General features: G+C 44.7%; 14 protein-coding genes. 10 read left to right on the forward strand and 4 right to left on the reverse strand.

Features of this window, described 5'->3' with window-relative positions; genetic code table 11:
- Positions 1-118: 118 nt before the first annotated feature.
- Positions 119-1,267: an AI-2E family transporter gene (locus tag DS731_RS15135; protein WP_119502120.1), complete on the forward strand. Its 1,149-nt coding sequence runs from the start codon at positions 119-121 to the stop codon at positions 1,265-1,267.
- A gap of 9 nt (positions 1,268-1,276) precedes the next feature.
- Here the strand turns inward: DS731_RS15135 and DS731_RS15140 are convergent, their stop codons facing one another.
- The 3 genes from DS731_RS15140 to DS731_RS15150 all read right to left on the reverse strand — a co-directional run bounded on the left by DS731_RS15140 (position 1,277) and on the right by DS731_RS15150 (position 5,513).
- Positions 1,277-2,530, reverse strand: a complete 1,254-nt coding sequence (locus DS731_RS15140; protein WP_119502121.1) for a DEAD/DEAH box helicase — start codon at positions 2,528-2,530, stop codon at positions 1,277-1,279.
- Positions 2,531-2,651: 121 nt separating this feature from the next.
- A complete protein-coding gene (locus tag DS731_RS15145) occupies positions 2,652-3,269 on the reverse strand; it encodes a PEP-CTERM sorting domain-containing protein (RefSeq protein WP_119502122.1) in 618 nt (205 codons plus the stop codon).
- Positions 3,270-3,410: 141 nt separating this feature from the next.
- A complete protein-coding gene (locus DS731_RS15150) occupies positions 3,411-5,513 on the reverse strand; it encodes a UvrD-helicase domain-containing protein (protein WP_119502123.1) in 2,103 nt (700 codons plus the stop codon).
- A 119-nt stretch (positions 5,514-5,632) separates the two neighbouring features.
- On the opposite strand from DS731_RS15150, the gene DS731_RS15155 reads away from it, so the two are divergent.
- From DS731_RS15155 to DS731_RS15195, 9 genes are all read left to right on the forward strand, one after another.
- A complete protein-coding gene (locus DS731_RS15155) occupies positions 5,633-6,277 on the forward strand; it encodes an MBL fold metallo-hydrolase (RefSeq protein ID WP_119502124.1) in 645 nt (214 codons plus the stop codon).
- Positions 6,278-6,357: 80 nt separating this feature from the next.
- On the forward strand, positions 6,358-6,936 hold the full coding sequence (locus DS731_RS15160) for a DUF1439 domain-containing protein (RefSeq protein WP_119502125.1): 579 nt from the start codon (positions 6,358-6,360) through the stop codon (positions 6,934-6,936).
- Between the two features lie 5 nt (positions 6,937-6,941).
- Positions 6,942-7,808 (forward strand): CPBP family intramembrane glutamic endopeptidase, encoded by an 867-nt coding sequence (locus DS731_RS15165; protein ID WP_119502126.1) that lies wholly within the window; start codon positions 6,942-6,944, stop codon positions 7,806-7,808.
- Between the two features lie 295 nt (positions 7,809-8,103).
- Positions 8,104-8,316 (forward strand): hypothetical protein, encoded by a 213-nt coding sequence (locus tag DS731_RS15170; protein WP_119502127.1) that lies wholly within the window; start codon positions 8,104-8,106, stop codon positions 8,314-8,316.
- Positions 8,304-8,591 carry a hypothetical protein gene (locus tag DS731_RS15175; RefSeq protein ID WP_119502128.1) on the forward strand — a complete coding sequence of 96 codons (288 nt, stop codon included), beginning with the start codon at positions 8,304-8,306 and terminating at the stop codon, positions 8,589-8,591. Before DS731_RS15170 ends, DS731_RS15175 begins: the two co-directional genes overlap by 13 nt.
- Positions 8,592-8,600: 9 nt before the next feature.
- The gene (locus DS731_RS15180) at positions 8,601-13,652 is read left to right on the forward strand and encodes a hypothetical protein (protein ID WP_181013632.1); all 5,052 of its coding nucleotides are present in this window, start codon (positions 8,601-8,603) and stop codon (positions 13,650-13,652) included.
- Between the two features lie 66 nt (positions 13,653-13,718).
- Positions 13,719-14,669: an IS30 family transposase gene (locus DS731_RS15185; RefSeq protein ID WP_119501804.1), complete on the forward strand. Its 951-nt coding sequence runs from the start codon at positions 13,719-13,721 to the stop codon at positions 14,667-14,669.
- Positions 14,670-14,677: 8 nt separating this feature from the next.
- On the forward strand, positions 14,678-15,979 hold the full coding sequence (locus tag DS731_RS15190) for a hypothetical protein (RefSeq protein WP_119502129.1): 1,302 nt from the start codon (positions 14,678-14,680) through the stop codon (positions 15,977-15,979).
- Positions 15,980-16,001: 22 nt separating this feature from the next.
- The gene (locus tag DS731_RS15195) at positions 16,002-16,604 is read left to right on the forward strand and encodes a hypothetical protein (RefSeq protein WP_232373381.1); all 603 of its coding nucleotides are present in this window, start codon (positions 16,002-16,004) and stop codon (positions 16,602-16,604) included.
- A gap of 114 nt (positions 16,605-16,718) precedes the next feature.
- Here DS731_RS15195 and gcvP read toward each other — a convergent pair whose 3' ends face one another.
- Positions 16,719-19,616, reverse strand: coding sequence for an aminomethyl-transferring glycine dehydrogenase (gcvP, locus tag DS731_RS15200; protein ID WP_119503444.1), 2,898 nt, complete (start codon positions 19,614-19,616; stop codon positions 16,719-16,721).
- Between the last annotated feature and the right edge of the window lie 41 nt (positions 19,617-19,657).

Below are 19,657 nucleotides of genomic sequence, written 5' to 3' on the forward strand. Positions count from 1 at the left end.
AATGCCGCAGGTTTTACCATGTCGAATCATTTCATTGTCAGGTGAACCGAACGATTCAGTTAGCGTAATCATTGCATGACAATTTTGTAACAAAGCGGGCACAGGCAGGGACCGGGTAATGGAAAGCAAGACAATAAAGAAAAGGACAATCAGCGACAGTCGCTCTGTTCCCTATTTACGTGAAGCAAGACAAACACGGCTGCTAAAAACCCTGCTGATGCTGGCGGTGATCTACACCCTGTATCTTGCCAAATCGCTGCTCATCCCTTTGTTCTTTTCCGCATTTATTGCGCTGCTGCTTAGCCCGCTGGTCCGCGTTGGCAGAAAATTCTATGTTCCGCCGTCCCTGTCTGCGTCGGTACTCATGGTATTGCTGGTAGCGCCTTTCACCTTTTTGGGGTTAGAACTGGCAGAACCTGCCGGACGGTGGATGCACTCGCTGCCTAAGATTGCCGGTGAAGTGGTTACAGAAATGGAAGAATTAAGTGACAGCCTCACCATGCAGGAGCCCGCTCCGCCTGCCGAAAAAGAAGATAAATCCTTTTTTGACTGGTTCGGTGATGATGAAGAAGTTAAGCCGGAACAACCGCAGGAAAACATCGTTACCGGCAAACTGAAGCAAAGCGGGATGGAAGTCGCTATCACCATAATGAGTACAGCTCCCCTGCTGCTGGCACAAATTTTCGGCTGTATGATTCTTATCTTTTTCCTGCTGGTGTATGGCCCTGCGCTATTTAATGTATTCATCCGCGACTTTCCGGTCGTCACAAACAAGCGCCGTGCACTGGTTCTGGTTAATCATATACAGCGCGAGCTGTCTGCTTACATAATAACGGTGAGTATGATCAACGGTCTGCTCGGCGTCGCCACAGCTATAGCCCTCACCTACATCGGCGTTGAAGATGCGATTTTATGGGGTTCACTGGTGGCGCTGCTGAATTTCGTCCCCTATCTTGGCGGTCTGGTAAGTTGCAGCGTATTGCTGGTTGCCGGTGTGGTGCAGTTCGGACTGGTTGCGACGGCACTGTTACCGGCGTTTGCTTTTATGTGCATTAATGTTGTGGAGTCTCAGCTTGTCACGCCTACCGTGCTGGGACGAAGTATGCGGTTGAATCCGCTTATCATCATTCTGTGGCTGTCGGTAGCAGGCTGGCTGTGGGGCGTTGTGGGTGTACTGCTTGCTGTGCCCATTCTGATGAGTTTTAAAATTATCCTCGAAAATATTGGCAGCCTGCCCCACTGGGTCAAGCTGATTGAGTCGAAATAGCCCGCCGGTTCATCGCCGGCGGCGGGGCTTGCCTGACTTACGCTTGCCTTTATTATCCTGACCCAATGCTTTCGCTCTGAGGGCCTTTTTCGATAACGGCCGCTGGCTGCCGGTGGCGTCTTCCTGTCCCGACGGATCAGGCTCAAAACCCGGCTCCCACTGTAATACCGCGCTGTCGCCGGTGAGCTTTTCAATTTCTTCAAGCAGATACTTTTCTTTGCCACAAAGCAGCGATACCGCGATACCAGCCTGACCGGCACGTCCCGTGCGGCCAATACGGTGAATATAGTCTTCAGCGTTATAAGGTAACTCATAGTTAATGACGTACTGCAAAGACTGAATATCCAGCCCCCGTGCCGCAACATCAGTGGCCACCAGCGCCCGCACCTGTCCGGCTTTAAATGCATCAAGCCCCCGCTCTCTCGCGCCCTGAGACTTATCACCATGTACACCGGCGGCACTGATCCCATCTTTTTCCAGCTCAGTGACCAGTTCGTCCACCGCCTGCTTTGTACGGGTAAATATAAGCACCTGCTGCCAGTTTTTAGCACCTATCATGTAGGCTATCAGGCCGGCTTTACGCTTTTTATCCACTTCGAAAAAGCGTTGCTCCACTTTATCTGCCGTGGCGTTGCGCGGCGCAACTTCAATCAGTTCCGGCGCGGTAAGCAGCGAGTCTTTCAGTGCATACACTTCATCATTGAATGTGGCAGAAAAGAACAGAGTCTGACGCTGTTCAGGCAAGCGCTTTAATATCCGCTTAATATCGGTAATAAACCCCATATCCAGCATGCGGTCGGCCTCATCAAGCACAAAAGTCTGCAGCGTGCTCAAGTCAATCAGCTCTTTAATAGCCAGTTCCAGCAAGCGTCCCGGCGTTGCCACCAGCACATCGCACCCGGCACTCAACGCTTCAATCTGCGGATTAATACTGACACCGCCATAAGCGACCACGGTATTGATCCCCAGGCCATCACTGTATTTCACAAAGCTCTGATAAACCTGGTGGGCCAGTTCACGGGTAGGCGTGAGCACCAGCACACGAAGTGCTTTTTCACCGGCATCCTGCTCCAGTAAACGCTGGATAAGCGGCAGCGCAAAAGCAGCCGTTTTTCCCGTACCGGTTTGTGCACCGGCCATCACGTCCCGTCCCGCCAGCACATGAGGGATAGCCGCCTGTTGCACAGGTGTGGAAGTGTGGTAGCCCAATTTATCGAGCACAGCCAGCAACTGACTGTTTAAACCTAAATCTGAAAATCCCATAACCCGCACCTTGCAATCACTAAACGGGCGCATTGTACCTGATCAATGAATTTATCGGGTAATAAAACAAAAAAGTCTGCCGGAAGCAGACTTTTCGTTTTAAAAAAATGTGAACGTTAGATTAACGCTGGCGTCTTCTCAGGCCTACCAAACCGCTTAAGCCCAACGCAAGTACACCTAGTGTTGCAGGCTCAGTCACTGACGTTGACGGGGTTGACGCGGCAACAGTACCGAAGTAGAAGTTATCCAGACCTTCAGCCTGTGCAGAAAGAGAATTAACAGTTACCTGAGTAATATAATTTCCGCCATCAAGAATGGTGGCGAAATAGCCATCCGCAGAATCAACTGTCACAACTTCTGTGGTTGTATCAGACAACAGTAATTCAAACGATAAGGTGCTGCCGCTAAAAAGGGAAAAGATGTCTGAACCGAAAGCATTAATACCAGCACCGGCAAAAGTAATAATCAGATTATTGACAAAATAGTTTGAAAAAATCTGAGATGAACCTGTACTTGCGTAGTCGCCAATTACGATAGCGTCAGCTTCTGTACCGTTAGTAGCAAACGTTACACCTGACTCGGTATAAGACGTCGTTGAACCCGTTGCGCTGTCAAAATCGATTAAAGTAAGACCTGTACCGGCGTCTGCCAAAAAAAAGGCTTCGTCGGTATAGTTGATTAAACCTGCATTTGCAGACGCGGCTAAGATACTACAAACAAAAACTAACAAACTTCTCATGTTTACTCTTCCTTCGGGTTAGATTACTACACTACAGGATTGATTTAGCACAATAAATGCCAATTTTTAACCAATTGAAAAATAAAGACTAAATCTAAAAATCCAGCATCAAGAACAAACCCTTGTAAAAAAAACAGACAATTAAAGTTCTGCTGATTTCATAAACGAAATTGCCGCAGATACCACGCTGACGTTGTATTTCGGACTAAGCAGTTCGGTAACAAATTCTGACGGCGAAACGGGATCAGCAATGATGTAACACTTGTGCTTTGCGCGGGTGAGTCCCACATACATCAGCCGTCTTTCTTCGGCGTGGGGATAAGAATCAGATGATGGCAGCAGTGCTTGGATAAGCGTCTCTTCCCTGCCCCCGCCCGGAAATCCGTTCTTGCCACCGGAAAATCCAATCAGAATACAATGATCTGCTTCCAGCCCCTTAGATTTATGAAAACTCCAGAAATGCACATTGTTGCTCAGGTTTTGTTTGCTCAGTGCGTGTTTTGCTTCATCCAGCAGAAAGTTATAGCGGGCAATCACTGCCACTGTACTTGCAGGTTCATTGCTGCGGATTTTGCTGACGACTTCCGCTACGCGCTCGACTACCCCGTTTTCTTTGCCCGGTTTATCATCCAGCAGAAAGATCTGCGGCGTATCCGTTTTGGTATGCGTGTCGATGGACTTCCTGAACTGCTCCGGATTTTCCATGATAAATTGACCGGCGGTGTCAGCGATGCTGTTATTGTAGCGAAACGTTTTTTGCAGTTTGGTTTCGGTATAGCTGCCGGCAACTTCCCCGAAGCGGGTGGTCAGCGAAAGCTTGCCGCCGGAGAACCGGTAAACAGACTGCCAGTCATCTCCCACCACTGTAAGCGATGTTGCCACACCGTTTGCCTTTGCTCTATCCACCAACGCTGTGATGAGCGCCATCCTTGACGCAGAAATATCCTGAAATTCATCGACCAGAATGAATTTCCAGCGCGGGATAAACTTCCCTTTTTCAACTAACTCTGTGGCCCGGGTGATCAAATCATCAAAATCGATGCAATCCTGCCGCTTAAGTTCGTTAACGTAGTCTTTATGAAGCGCACTGAGTAAACCTGCAATTTTCCCTGCCGGTTTAATACCCGCCTCCGTCAGCCGTTTGGCGACACCTGTTCTGTTTAATCCCTCCCCCCGCATTGCCTGCAAAGCTTTGGTTAGCAACTCTGTCGACGCAGTTATCAGCACCTGCCCGCTAAGTTGCGTCTCCCGACCTTCCTGTACAGAAAGCGTGGTAATTAAAAGCTGTTCGCGGGCAGCGTCTTCTGCGGTGTATTCTTGTATCCATTGCGCTATCCACGCCTTTAATTTCGCGCTGTTTTCAGCAAATACACTGATTTGTGTGGAACGCCCGGCCTCCTGCAAAATCTGCCGGCCTAGCGCATGAAATGTCCCAATCTGCGGTTCAGTATCCAGTTTAATAGTGTGTGTCTGCGCTTTATCCAGCAAACGCGCTTTCAGCTCCAGGGACGCAGTACGGTTATAGGCGAGCACCAGAATGTCCTGCGGCTTTGCCAGATCACGGTCAATCAAGTCCAGCGTTTTTGCCACCATGACCGAGGTCTTCCCTGTACCGGCAGCCGCCAGTACCATGTTTCTGTCGTTGGAACGCAGCACCGCCAGACGCTGTTCTGTTGTTAAAGGGTTCGACTCAACCGTATCAAAAAATCCACAGCGGGCTTTCAATTGCATTTGCTCATGATACGACCGCAACTTTGCCATATCGAAGGGGTACAGACTCAGAATATCTTTCACCGCTGCAATAGCATCTGCCGAAAGCATGGTTTGCCAGTCAGCCTGATAATTACTGTAATCTCTGTACAGGGAGTCAATAAGTGAACGCAGTGATTCTTCCTGCGAATCTTTAGGGTATTGCAGCTTTACGTTGTCATTAAATTCGGTAAAAACGGTTTGCAGATACGCCTTTAAATGCCTGCGGATGATTTTATTCGCTGCCGCCTGTAACGCCTCCACGTTTTCAGACTTAAGAAACCGGTAGCGGACTGTTGTCTTTGCACCTTCCAGTCGCAGTTCATCACCCAAAAACCGCTTCTTCACCTTAAATAAGGTGCGGACTGAGGCCAACGGAAGATATTTGTCTTTTCTGCCGCGATGAGTAAAAACCAGGTTTTCGTTAGTGAGGGTGAGTGTAAGTTTACCAAATAATTTGCCGGCAAAATTAGGCCGGACAGCTATGTCTGACAACAACAACGTCCTTTCTTTTGTGCATCACTGTGCAGGAATGAAAACCGGTATTCTACACTATCTTCAGTTCTTGCTGTGCTGTTGCTAGAATGCGGGAAACACTTTTGCCGGGCCATCCTGTGAACATACGCGTTATTCCTGTTACTCCCTTTGCACAAAATTGCTCCCTCATCTGGGATCCTGACACCATGAAAGGGGCACTTGTCGATCCCGGTGGCGACAGCAGCAAACTGTACGATGCGGTAACGCAAAATGGTGTAACCATAGAAAAAGTTATCCTCACCCACGGACACCTTGACCACGTAGGCGCGACCACTGAAGTGGCATCCCATTACAATGTGCCCGTTATCGGCCCGCATACCGGCGATAAGTTCTGGCTCGACGGCCTGCCAATACAGAGTCAGATGTTTGGCTTTCCGCCTGCAACACCGTTTGCGCCGGACCAGTGGCTGAACGACAACGACACAATAACCGTGGGCAACCTTACACTTGAGGTGCTGCACTGTCCCGGCCATACACCCGGTCATGTGGCGCTGGTTGAAAGAACCACCAATACGGTCATTGTGGGCGATATCCTGTTTGCCGGTTCCATTGGCCGTACGGATTTTCCGCAGGGAAATCATCAGCAACTCATCGACAGTATCCGCAGCAAGCTGTTTACCCTGCCTGATGAAATGAAAGTGTATCCCGGCCACGGCCCGACCAGCACCATCGGGCATGAGCGTAAAACCAATCCCTTTGTGGCAGACAGTAAGTTTGGTTGATGTGACCGTCCCGCCGGCAAAACACACTTAGCGCAAACTGCGCTGGTAAGCCGGCTTTCTGTATCTAATCCGGAGTTTTTATGAATAAAATATCAGCCAGCCGGCTGTTAGTGGTTTTAGTTTGTACCATCATCGCCGGTTGCAGTACGCTGGCTTCTCTTGCGTCTTACAGCGTAACCAGCGCAGACCTGCAACGGGAACTGGATAAACAGGTTACCAGCCTGCAGGAACAGGCTTCTATCGTCGGGATTCCCATTCTGCTGGAAGTCAACGACATGCAGGTAAATGTGGGGCCAGACAACCGTCAGACCATTCAGCTAATTGCTGATGCAACTGCCACGTTGTCGGTTCTGGGACTCACCTACCCCGCCAAAGTGAAGCTGGATGTTGAAGGTATGCCCTACTACGACTCAACCAAAAAAGCGGTATTCATCCGCTCACTGGTACTCAATGACACCACCGTGGATGCCATGGGCTATCGCGGCAACCTCGCGCCAGTGAGCAGTAAAGTAATGGGGCTGCTGAATCAGTTTTTAATGGATCAGCCGGTGTATGAAGTGAAGAACGTACCCTCGGGTTATGCGTGGCTGACAAACATGCCACTGTCTATGACTGTTGAGTCCGGGAAGATTGTCTTCCGTCCGCAAAGAGCGGATTAACACAGGTGGCAGAATACTATCTGGTTGTATCCGCTTTACTCATTGCCAGCGCATTTAGTGCTTCTCAATGGGTAAAGTTTGGCCTGCCTTTTCTGCTGCTGTCAGCGCTCTGCTTCGTTACCCTGTCTCCCGTATTTCTGATTTTTGTTGCTTTGTATATTTATGTTACGTGGAGCCTGAGTGCGCATCAGAGTAAACCGGTTAACCCGTGGATAACCAGACTCTTTCAATTGATGTGGTTCGTGCTGAGTGCAGGACTCATCATCCATAAACTGCCCGGTTACCAGGGGCTTTTAATAGCAGAAGACATTGCCCTGAAAGCCGGCAGTTTACCCGCTAGCTTTTATTTGAATGTGGACAAAGCCTTATTCAGCTGGTCAGCACTATGCTTTGTTCCCCTTATTAAACGTAGCTTCCCCTCAAACACCCGGGTTAGATGGTGGATGCCAGTTCTGTTGGTGCCATGTGGTATCGGTGCCGTTGTACTAATTGCAGTAAGTACAGGCATCGTCACCAGGCAAGTGGCTGTACCGGCATGGTTTCCGCTGCTCGCACTTTCCAACCTCATCAACACCTGTGTAGCAGAAGAGTTGTTATTCCGCGGCCTGTTGTTTAAGTTTGTAACCAATAAACTGCCCGCCAAGCTTTCATCAACCGCCCGCACTTTGTTGATACTGACTATAACCAGCGCAGGCTTTGGTCTTGCCCATTTTGCAGGCGGCACCAGTTACATGATTGTCGCTACAGTAGCGGGGTTACTTTACGGTGCCGTATATATGCTAACCGGTCGCATTGTTTTTGCCGTACTGACACACTGGCTACTGAATATCACCCATATGCTGGTGCTGACTTATCCTATGACGGATGTATGAATTGAAGAACAGAAAGATGAGAACAGCTGTCCGCCTTATCATGTGCCTTGTCATCGCTATTTCACTAAGCGGATGCAGAGACTGGTATGTACGACTATTCGACGTTCAAGATGAAAAGTATAAAACATTTAAGTTACTGAGAATAAACCACTATATTGGTTAATCGAGAATTAAGCTGTCTAAGCCCATCAATGACTTAGATTGGCTTGAAACTGTAACGCTCACTCTCGGTGCTCATCCTAAGCATCCTAACCCTAAAGGCCTTAATAAAGACCTTGGATTACTAGACAAACCTGTGTTTAACTTAAAAGTTTCAAAGGCCCTTGAAAGTTTTGAATTGGCAGAATTAGCTGTAGATTCTTTGCCAGAAGGCACATTAAACCCGGAGTATTTTCAATATCGTTTATTGAATTTACATGAGCATACAGAAGTTAAGTCAATGAAAATTGCGCCAGGATTCACAAACTCTGAAAACGAAAAAAAAGGAAATAAATTATGGAACAATTAGTGAATTTTTTAGCTCAGAACCACACTTTAACAATAATAACTGCCGTTGTTGCACTGCTCGTTTTAATATTTAGTTTCAAACGCACATCAACAAAAATATTTGCTTCAAATCGAGGTGTTAGTGCGGGCAGAGATATTAATGCTCCAATAATGACTGGTGATATAAAGACAAATGAAACCTGTGTGTTAGCTCTATTGGCCAATATTGCCACGATTATTGGTGTTTTGGTTAGTATTGCTACTTTATATGTTTCTTACTTAGCTTTAGTTAAATAGGGCCAAGTAATGTTTAAGCAAATTCAAAGCTTAACTAGTAAAGTAGTCGCTAATGATCGTGCTGTCGCAGCGGGGAGAGACATTAACGCACCCATACTTACTGGCGATATAAAAGACTCAGAAATTAACATTGATCAAAAGTCATTCGCACAAGCAACATTTTTAGCGCAAGCTAGTGCCTTTGATAGCTATAACAATAAAATCCCATTACTTTGGGCAACACACGAATGCTTAAAGTTACTATCGCCTTCTAAACGACCTCAAGAAAGTTTAAAAATAAAGTTTATTCAAAATAAGAGTGGCGTTAACGTAATTGTATTAAATGATGCAGCTAAAAATATAAGCTTACTTCACTTTAAAACAACTAGTGGCGATATTGATAAAAACGACCTAAAAGGCATTGTTTCTATATTGGAAAAAGAGTCGAAACCAGATTTATCTTTCCAAATTATAACTAATAGGGTGCTCTCAAAGCCGGTTAATGACTTTTACTCAAAGGCTGTTTCTGGCGAATTCAAAACAAAGTTATTTAGTAAAGAAAAAGACTCATTTACTAATTTTAAAGTGGCTACTCTCAGCAATATTTTTCTTAGCTCGACTGTAGAAACGTTAATCAACCAAAGCTATGCAACACAGTACATTACTCCCGATAATATAGAATATGTAAGTGAGCTAACTAAGGCTTTAGCCGTATACCTAATATCACATGGGTCATTAAGTGAATACGCAACGATAAAGATCCATGATTTAGAAGTGAGATTTGGTGCAGAGCACTATAATGATATATTCCCATCACCTCCAAAATTTGAAGCCTCCATACCACGTAAGCTGAGAAACCACCAAGAGTCAATTTTACAATCAATACTAACCGAAAACAAAAACTCGGTAATTCATGCGCGTGGCGGAGTTGGTAAAACAGTAATGGCTAGGCTAGCCAATACAATAATCCCCTCTCATTCTCACTCAATTGTTTACGATTGCTTCGGTGATGGCCTTTACCGTTCAATTAACAGCCCAAGACACTCTTTTGATAAAGTATTAGTTCAAATCGCTAATGAATTAGCAATTAATGGTTTATGCGAACCTCTAATTGCAAACGAAAAAAAAGAGCGATTAATGCAAGAGTTTATTTCTTGCATAGAATCCGCAGTGAAATGCTTAAAAAGAGCAAATACACAGGCACATCTATATATTTTTATAGATGCCGCAGATAATGCGGTCATGGCTGCTAAGGAAAAAGCTGAAAATTCAATTGTTACTCAGTTACTGAATGATTTAATGATCGATGGCTGTACTGTGATTGCATTGTGCAGAACCGAGCGAATTGAATTGCTAGAGCCCAGAAATGAAATTGTTCAATTTGAATTGAGAGAGTTTTCTGAAAGTGAATCACTCGCTCATTTAAAACATTATTATTCGGATGCAACAGAAGAGCATGCCAAAGAATTTCACCGTTTATCAGGAGGTAATCCTCGTGTTCAAGCATACGCTATTGAAGACTTTCCTGCATCTTTGAATGATATGCTGCAAAACTTAGGACCAACCCTAACTACTGTAGACGCTCAAATAGAGGTTCAGCTAAATAATGCAATTGAAAGACTAAAAAATAGAAATACCGCCACAGAAGGCTTAAAAATCGATCTGATTTGTACAGCTTTAGCTAGTTTACCTCCATTTATTCCAATAGACGTTATATCAAAACTCTCTAATCGTTCTGAAGACGAAATTGCAAGCTTCATAAGTGATTTTGGTCGTGGTTTAATTTTAATCGATAAGTGTATTCAGTTTAGAGACGAACCAACTGAAACATGGTTTAGGAAACAGTTTGCTTCTACAGCTGAACAAGCTAAAAAGTTTGTAGAAAATATTCAAGAACTAGCAAATTCGAACAGCTACGTATCTGAATGTTTACCCTTCCTAATGTTGGCAGGGGGAAATCACGAGGACTTAATAGAGCTAGCACTTTCAGAAGAATTCTTGCCCAAAGGCAATCCAGTGGACGCTAGAAGCATCAGTACATCACGACTAAATGCTGCATTGAAATCAGCCATACAACTGGAAGATTATTTTTCATTTATTAAGTTAGCATTGAGAACTGGAGAAGAGTTCGCTGGTGACCAAAGGCAAATAGAATTATTAAATCAAAATGTAACCTTAATTGGTATGGTTCAATCGCCTACCGAAATTCAAAAATTAGCGTTTCAAGGGCGATTATCTGGCGGATGGAAGGGATCTGAAAATCTTTACAAATCTGCACTGCTATCGTTGCATGGGGAGTTTAAAGGCGAAGCACTAAGTTATCTAAGAGCAGCAGAAAACTGGTTAAATACCTACTTAAAATCAACAGCAAAAGATAAACGAAAAAGGCATGAGGAAAATCTTTCTGCTGAAGATGTTGCCTTGCTTTTTACTGTCTACTTAAACCTCCTTGGTCCTGAGAAAGCAATTAATCGAATATTAAGTTTTGCTCCTACACAAGGGGTTCAAAACGCCATAAGTATCTTTGCAGAGAGCTTACTTGACACATCTAGATTTGAAGATTTAAAACAACTCGCCCTCTACTCTAAACAACATAGCTATGTATGCGTTAACTTTATAAATTCACTATTCTTAGTACAACATTCTGTAGATGAGGAAATTTCAAAGGTTTGTTTAAAAAACATTGAGTTCCCTTTCAATGAACGAAATGAAGACGCTAATAACTCCATTTCAAATCAAAATTTACTTATATTTATAGAACACTGTTCTTCTTATGGAGCCGAAGGTGAAAGGTTGAAATGTTTACTATATAAACTTTGTAAATTTGAGCCCAGGGCCTGGTTCGCAAACCCTTCATCTTATCACAACGATGATCTGATAGAATTCATTGAATCTGTAGCTTTACTGGAAGAATTAACTGGTGAGACACTACCAGAAATTGAAACCTTTCCTAAAGAGTTCTTATCTGAAAACTTAAACTACACACAACAACAGGACAAGGATAAATATGAAAAAACTTTATCAGCGATGGTGCCGGCACAGCGTTTTCTAATTCGCACCAGAACTAATAAAATTAATGATTTCGAGTCGGAGTTCAGAAGCACGTTTAATGAAGTGCAAAAGCACCTTCCCGCTTCTTATGAACGCCAAAATTTCATTCCTGAGTATGTTAGAAAACTAAAACAAAAAAGCATATTCTGCTCTAAAAGTTTAAATCAGGAACAACAAAAATTATTACTTTCAAACATAGTCAATAACGCACCTTATCAATTGCTACTCCAAGGCCTATATTTTAGTTGCCGTGTACCAAGCTTATTTCATCTATCAGATACATATGAAAACGCGTTAGCTGCGACTATGTTGAGTCACAATAAAGAAGGTCCTGAAAGCAAAGCTAGTTCATATGTTGATATTGCTACAGCCTTATGTTCATTAACACCAGCGTTATCAGCAAAATATTTCAACAAAGCAATTGAAGCTGCCTCAAAATTTGGTAATGAAGTCCTACATAGACATTTTGCTATTTTAAGTTTGGCTGAGAAAAGCGCTGAAAGTGGTTGCTCTGCTGAATTGACATATCGCTTTTCTCGTAGCACCGAAATCTTTTATGAGTATATGTCTGACCATTTCCCGTTGGAGCGAACAATTAGAGCCATCCATGATATGAACGCACCATCGTCATTTGCAATAATGGCCAGGTGGATAGACAGAGAAGTTACATACTGGGGCCCTTTCGAAGATACGGTGATAGCGTACTCAATCCCCTGTAATACATTGAAACCTCAAGAAGCATGGGCTAGCCAAGGATTGATTGACAAGAATAGATATGCAGAATTTAGCAGCCAATGCTTAAAATATGCAGAAACCCAAGAGCTTCGCGCTGCTATTTTTAGGGATGCTGCTCAACAAGCGTTGATTAAAGGGTTACCTAAATCAGCCTTGTTACTAATTAAAAATGCTGGTGACGAGTTTGAATTATCATCTCAACCTCTTAATGACGCAATTCTATATTTTGACAAACAACACACTCCAGCACGGCCGACTCAAAGGCAGTACCAATCAGAAGAGGAATTTGACCCAGTAGATTGGAACACAGTATTTAAGTCAAACAACTTTATAAGCTCAAAGGAGATTGAAGCCTCACTTCAAAACTTTAAAGCTTTGATGAATAAAAGTTATGACGAATGTTTCTGGAGTCAACTATATGCAAGAGCACCAATCCTAGCAGCAGTCGATGTTTTAGAAGCAATTTTGCAATGTAACTTTTCTTCGAATTACGAATTATTAAATGCTTTGGAAAATACACCGAAAGAGTGGTTTGAACGAGAGGAAGTAAAAGAAGTATGGATAAAAGGCTTTAATCTTTATGTACAATTAAACGCAAGTACCGTCTCAAACCCCTGGTGGCCTGAGCACTGGACTTCACGATTTAAACTAGAAACAGATTTTTCAAAACTAAGGCTCCCAGGTGTAATAAAAGCATTAGAAAATAAAAGCGACTTTGATGATGCTGAATTTATTTTCTCTGTTATTACAGTACTATCACAACAACTGACTCCTTACGAAGCAAAAGAAGCTCTAACTTACGCTTTAGACAGGGTAGAACTCCACGTTGATGAAAATGATGCTGATGGAGATTGGTCGGAAGATCTGATTCCCACTGAAAATAATACCGAAGCTTATGCATCTTTTATTTGGTCAATATTAGCTAACCCCACATCAAAAATTAGATGGGAGGCAGTCCACATCATCTACCGCCTTGTAGAACTTAACTGCGATGAGATCATTGATTCAATGTTCGCTTTATTCGATAAAGATGAGATAGGAGCCTTTGGCTCAACACGTTACCCATTTTATAAGTTTCATGCTCAATTATATTTTATGATTGCTATCTACAGAGGTGCCCAATCAAATGTTCAGCCTTTGTTTAAACATAGTGCATTCCTTCTAAACCAAGCGCTAAGTGCAGACCATATTTTATTAGAGCATTATGCAGCGAAGATATCTCAATGCTTATTAAAACAAAGGAAAGATATTTATCTCGCCCCGAATTCAGATAATAAGTGCACCACTCATGGTTAACGGGTGATAGATGATCAACTGCCTGTTGGTGGTATTCTAAAGTCGCCAAACAATTAGAGTATTACCATGAGTTACAAGCAGTTGATCGAGGGACAACGATACCAGATTGAGGCCTACTTACGCGAGGGTTTCAGTTACAGGGAGATCGGAAAACGTCTGAGCGTGAGTCACAGCACAATCAGTCGGGAAGTAAATCGCAATAGAATTCGGGATAACCACTATTTGCCGGAAGTGGCTCAGGCGAAGGCATTGAAGCGACGTAGCCAAGCCGCAAAGTTCAGGATGTCTGAACTGACGATTACCTTTGTTGAGTTCGGGCTGAACGAAAAATGGAGCCCTGAGCAAATTGCTGGTGTAGGTAAAATCATCGGTCATCATGTCAGTCACGAATGGATTTATCGCTACGTCCAGCGTGATAAATTGAGTGGCGGTAGGTTGTACAAACAGCTGCGCCAGAGTCACAGAAGGTATCGTAAAGGTGACCGTGCGAAGCGGATAATTATTCCGAATCGCGTTGGCATTGAGCATCGTCCCGCTATTGTGAACAAGAAAAAACGGTTCGGTGACTGGGAAGCTGACACGGTTCTGGGCAAGCAAGGAACGGGCGCGATTGTTAGTCTAGTCGAGCGCAAAAGTAAGCTATACCTGATACGCAAAGTGCCAGCGAAAAGCGCAGCAGACGTGGCCCGAGCCATAGTTGGCATGCTGTGGAAATATCGAGGTCATGTCCGAACAATCACAGCGGACAACGGCAGCGAATTCTGTGACCACGAGCTGGTCGCTGAGAAGCTCAAAACCAATATCTACTTCGCGAATCCGTACTCATCCTGGGAACGCGGACTGAATGAGAACTTCAACGGTTTACTGCGCCAGTACATCAGGAAAGGCACCGATTTACGGACGGTATCGGATAGGCAAATTAGTGAAATAGAGCGGGCATTAAATGCCAGACCGAGAAAGAGCCTCGGCTTCAGGCAACCTGTTGCGGTATTCAATGAATTACGCAAGGCTGCCTAATTTAGCGAGTGGTGCACTTCGGAGTTGAATTCGCGGCTAATGAAAAAGACAAATTAGATACGGTAGGTGTTAGTACATTTAATAAGAATATACATAAAGAAACCAATAAATTTGAAAAAGCTAACATTTCTAATATTGATAAAGAGTTACCCGACCTATCATTTTTTCTAGACTTCCAAGAATACTGGATAAAGCCACTAGCAAATGTGTTTAATATATCTGTTAAAGAATTAAAACAGACAGCGATAAACATAGTAGTTAATGAATGGGGAGTTACTTTAAGCGAAAGGTTTATTAAAGATCCACGACCTCATGGTCATAAAGAAACACATGCAAGTCACAGCTCTATACCGTCGACTCAGCCTTATGATTTTTACTTGGGGTATCACGTCATTTTCACAATGGCATCAAGGTTACTCAAAAGCCACCCTGTAGTTGAAGGTAAATATGACTGGGAAGATGATCTTTGGGCTGACTGGATTTCTGACCACCTTTTATCGATGGATAATGGCTATCTTTTGGCAGACCTCAGAGATCCAGCACCTTTAGTAAGAAGGGAGTGGCTTAGCAAAAAAATTACTGACTCATGGAGATGGGAAATTGAATATAGTGACTTTCTCGAAGGACTACTATTAAGTAAAGGTGGCAGAACATTTTTATGTGTGACAGGTTCTTGGTCTGACAATGATGGTAGAGGCAACAACGAAACTTACAGCGTCTCCAGCGCACTAGTATCCGTTAACAATTCAGCCTCCTTGTTAAAAGCTCTAGTTTCATGCAGAAATCCTCACGATTACAAATTACCTTCCTATAACGAGGAACGCTTCGAATTAGATGATTCCGCTTTCAAATTGAAAGGCTGGTTGCTTGAACCTGACGAGTATAAAAAACTGGATGAAATAGATCCTTACGCTGCTGAGCTAAAGTTTCCAATTCGAAGAATTAGTAAAGAACATGAAGAGTTACTCGATTTGCATTATTCCTTACTTTCTAGAACATACTTGGATGATAAGGGAAATTCTCAGGGGTTCTCTGAAACATGGACCGATACACGCAGTAATGACCGTTATAGTGACAACATAATTCGCGACGGTAGTAGGCTTTATCTGTCTTTAGATATATTAAAGCATTTATGCGTTAAAACTAAATTATCACTAATTTTGGAAGTATCAATTAGCCGCCAAAGCTCAACTCACGATAAGGATGTGCCAGACGATGTCAAATACCCGGGACCATATTGTAACTTGTATACTCTCTCAAAAGATGGAGTCATCAGAGATTACCAATCAAGAAGTTATCAACTTAGGTAAAGCTATCATCACTGAGCTAGGCATGATAATTGATTGTAATACTCCAGCCCGCTGGTTAGTACATTATATTGCTGAAAATATTTACAATTCAGAAAACTGTCAAGGTGAAGAAAAGGAGGAAGCTGAAAGGAAATGTGTAGATGCAATTTTTAAGCTTTGGCATCATCGCTCTGAGCTCCCTAGAGGTATTAACCCATTTAGCGAATTTGACTCTGTTTTCAGAGGCCTTTCAAGGTTAGATAACTCGTCTCAAAAACCATACTTCAATGAATTTTCACAATTTGATCATCAGATAGCTCCTGAAGAAACAGCTGAAAGCAAACAATGGGTTGATATAGCCATTTCTATCGATAAAGCAGCAAAAGAGTTAGTTTCAGAAAGCTTTAACTCGGCTGCTGCCTTAGCTATTACAGAGAAGTCCAGGAAGATATTAAAGCTAGCACCTGAAGGTTCAGGTGAAGATATCAGGATAATGCTCAGTTTTATTTCTGATGAAGAAGCTAATTCAAAAGAAAATGAAATAAAAGCGATTCAATCAAAAATAGAAAAAGTTAAAGCACTAAAATCTATTTGCGATGTGTTTATAGAAAAATACCAAAACCATATTGCCCAAATAGATAATTAAAAAAAGCGAACCATCGATGGTTCGCTTTTTTCTTCTTTATGAGTTCACAATCTTAATTGCATTCACATTTTCAATTGTAGCGTTCACAAACTTAATTGTTGATCGCCAGAAACCTCACTCCTCAATATAGCTCTCAATACTTGGGCAAGAGCATATCAAGTTGCGGTCGCCGTATACGTCGTCGATACGGTTTACGCTTGGCCAGAACTTGTTGCGGGCAACAGACTCAACAGGGTAAGCGGCGATCTGACGGTCGTAGCTGCGGGTCCAGTCGCTGTCGCAGATGTCGGCCAGCGTGTGGGGTGCGTTGTGCAGCGGGTTGTCTGTGGCATCCCACTCGCCGCTTTCCACTTTGGCGATTTCGTTGCGAATGCTGACCATTGCTTCAATGAAGCGGTCCAGCTCGTACTTGGCTTCAGATTCCGTTGGCTCGATCATCAGCGTGCCGGCAACCGGGAAGCTCATAGTCGGTGCGTGGAAACCGTAGTCGTTAAGACGCTTGGCGATGTCCATTTCAGTCACACCAGACGCTTCTTTAAGCTGACGCAAGTCGATAATACATTCGTGGGCAACACGACCGTTACGGCCTTTGTACAGTACCGGGTAATGGCCTTCCAGCGCCTTCGCCACGTAGTTAGCATTTAAGATGGCCACTTCCGTCGCTTTACGTAAACCTTCCGAGCCCATCATTTTGATGTACATGTAGCTGATTGGCAGAATAGATGCACTGCCCCATGGCGCGGCTGATACTGCTCCACAATCTTTACCTGTACCTTCAATGTTTACCACTGCGTGGTTTGGCAGGAAAGGCGCAAGGTGTGATTTCACACCAATTGGTCCCATACCCGGGCCGCCGCCACCGTGAGGAATACAGAAGGTTTTATGAAGGTTCAGGTGCGATACATCTGAGCCGATGAAGCCCGGTGACGTAACGCCTACCTGTGCGTTCATGTTGGCACCGTCCATGTAAACCTGACCGCCGTACTGGTGCACGATGTCGCAGATTTCACGGATAGTTTCTTCGTAAACACCGTGGGTAGACGGATAGGTGATCATGGCACAAGAAAGGTTATCACCCACTTCTTCTGCTTTCTTACGCAAGTCAGCTAAATCAACGTTACCGTTCTTATCACACGCCACAACAACCACGTTCAGGCTGACCATTTGTGCAGACGCCGGGTTTGTACCGTGCGCTGAACTTGGGATCAGGCACACATTACGGTGACCTTCGCCACGGCTTTCGTGGTAGCGCTGAATCGCCAGCAATCCGGCATATTCACCCTGTGCACCGGAGTTAGGCTGCATAGATAATGCGTCGTAACCGGTGATGTTGATCAGCCACTCGCTCAGCTCACCAATCATTTCCTGATAACCGGAAGCCTGGTCCACAGGCGCGAACGGGTGAAGCTGACCGAACTCAGGCCAGGTGACCGGAATCATTTCGGCTGTCGCGTTCAGTTTCATGGTGCATGAACCCAATGAAATCATTGAGTGGTTCAGTGCTAAATCTTTGTTTTCCAGTGACTTGATGTAACGCAGCATCTCAGTTTCTGAGTGATACGAGTTAAATACTTCATGAGTCAGGAAATCAGACGTACGTACCAGATCAGCAGGAATAGACTGGCTGCCCTGTGTGGTAACTTCAGCGTCCAGACCATCCACAGTTAAACCGTGATCGCCACCCAGCAGTACATCGAACAGGCCGGCAATATCCGCACGGGTGGTGGTTTCATCTAACGACACACCTACAGCGCCTTCAAGGTCGGCACGCAGGTTCAGTCCGCGGGCGTAAGCCGCTTCAAGCACTTCAGCTTTGTTATCCACCATTACTGTCAGCGTATCGAAGAAAGTGCTGTGCTTCAGCGCAACGCCTTTTTGCGTTAAGCCGGTTGCCAGAATATCGGCGAATCGGTGAATGCGGTTAGCGATGGTTTTCAGGCCTTCAGGACCATGATAAACGGCGTAGAAAGACGCCATGTTGGCCAGCAGCACCTGTGCAGTACAGATGTTAGAGTTTGCCTTTTCACGACGGATATGCTGTTCGCGGGTTTGCAGCGCCATGCGCAGTGCAGGACGGCCACGAGTGTCTTTACTTACACCAATGATACGGCCGGGTAATGAACGTTTGTAGGCATCACGGGTAGCGAAGAAGGCAGCGTGAGGACCACCGTACCCCATCGGTACACCGAAGCGCTGTGCACTGCCCAGTGCCACATCAGCACCCAGCTCGCCCGGCGATTTCAGCATTACCAGGCTCATCAGGTCGGCAGCTACCGCTACGATACCTTTTTTCGCCTGAACAGCAGCGATGATGTCGCTGATGTCTTTTACTTCACCGGTGGTCGTCGGGTATTGCAACAGCGCACCGAACACATCGTGCTCTGCGGCTTCTTCTGCAGGACCGGTAACGATACCGAAACCAAACATTTCAGCGCGGGTTTCTACCACGTCTTTGGTTTGCGGGTGCACATCATCAGCGATAAAGAACAGGTTCGCCTTTTTGTTTTTCGAAACACGCTTGGCCAGTGCCATAGCTTCTGCGGCCGCTGTGCCTTCGTCCAGCAATGAGGCTGAGGCCAGTTCCAGACCGGTCAAATCGATTGTGACCTGCTGGAAGTTCAGAATGGCTTCAAGACGACCCTGGGCGATTTCAGGTTGATACGGCGTGTATGCCGTGTACCAGCCCGGATTTTCCAGCACGTTACGCAGAATAACGTTCGGTACGTGGGTGTCGTAATAACCCATACCGATGAAAGAGCGGTTGATTTTGTTTTTAGAAGCCACGGCTTTCAGTGCAGCCAGTGCATCAACTTCTGTCTCGCCACCACCTACTTCAATGGGTTTATCCAGTTGAATAGCTGCCGGTACAGTTTGTGCCATCAGATCATCCAGTGAGTCAGCGCCCACAGATGCCAGCATGGCTTGAATTTCTTCTTCACCCGGGCCGACGTGGCGGCGGATAAAGGCATTTTTTTGCTCTAACTGAGCCAAAGTAAGGGATGAATTCGACATAGTTTTGTTAAGCACTTGCAATGGGTTATAAAAACAAAAGG

It is taken from the genome of Alteromonas sp. RKMC-009, assembly GCF_003584565.2.
GTDB lineage: Bacteria > Pseudomonadota > Gammaproteobacteria > Enterobacterales > Alteromonadaceae > Alteromonas.

Coding starts and splice junctions, on each gene's coding strand:
- DS731_RS15135 (WP_119502120.1), top strand. CDS start 119: ATGGAAAGCAAGACAATAAAGAAAAGGACAATCAGCGACAGTCGCTCT.
- DS731_RS15140 (WP_119502121.1), bottom strand. CDS start 2,530: ATGGGATTTTCAGATTTAGGTTTAAACAGTCAGTTGCTGGCTGTGCTC.
- DS731_RS15145 (WP_119502122.1), bottom strand. CDS start 3,269: ATGAGAAGTTTGTTAGTTTTTGTTTGTAGTATCTTAGCCGCGTCTGCA.
- DS731_RS15160 (WP_119502125.1), top strand. CDS start 6,358: ATGAATAAAATATCAGCCAGCCGGCTGTTAGTGGTTTTAGTTTGTACC.
- DS731_RS15175 (WP_119502128.1), top strand. CDS start 8,304: ATGGAACAATTAGTGAATTTTTTAGCTCAGAACCACACTTTAACAATA.
- DS731_RS15180 (WP_181013632.1), top strand. CDS start 8,601: ATGTTTAAGCAAATTCAAAGCTTAACTAGTAAAGTAGTCGCTAATGAT.
- DS731_RS15185 (WP_119501804.1), top strand. CDS start 13,719: ATGAGTTACAAGCAGTTGATCGAGGGACAACGATACCAGATTGAGGCC.
- DS731_RS15195 (WP_232373381.1), top strand. CDS start 16,002: ATGATAATTGATTGTAATACTCCAGCCCGCTGGTTAGTACATTATATT.
- gcvP (WP_119503444.1), bottom strand. CDS start 19,616: ATGTCGAATTCATCCCTTACTTTGGCTCAGTTAGAGCAAAAAAATGCC.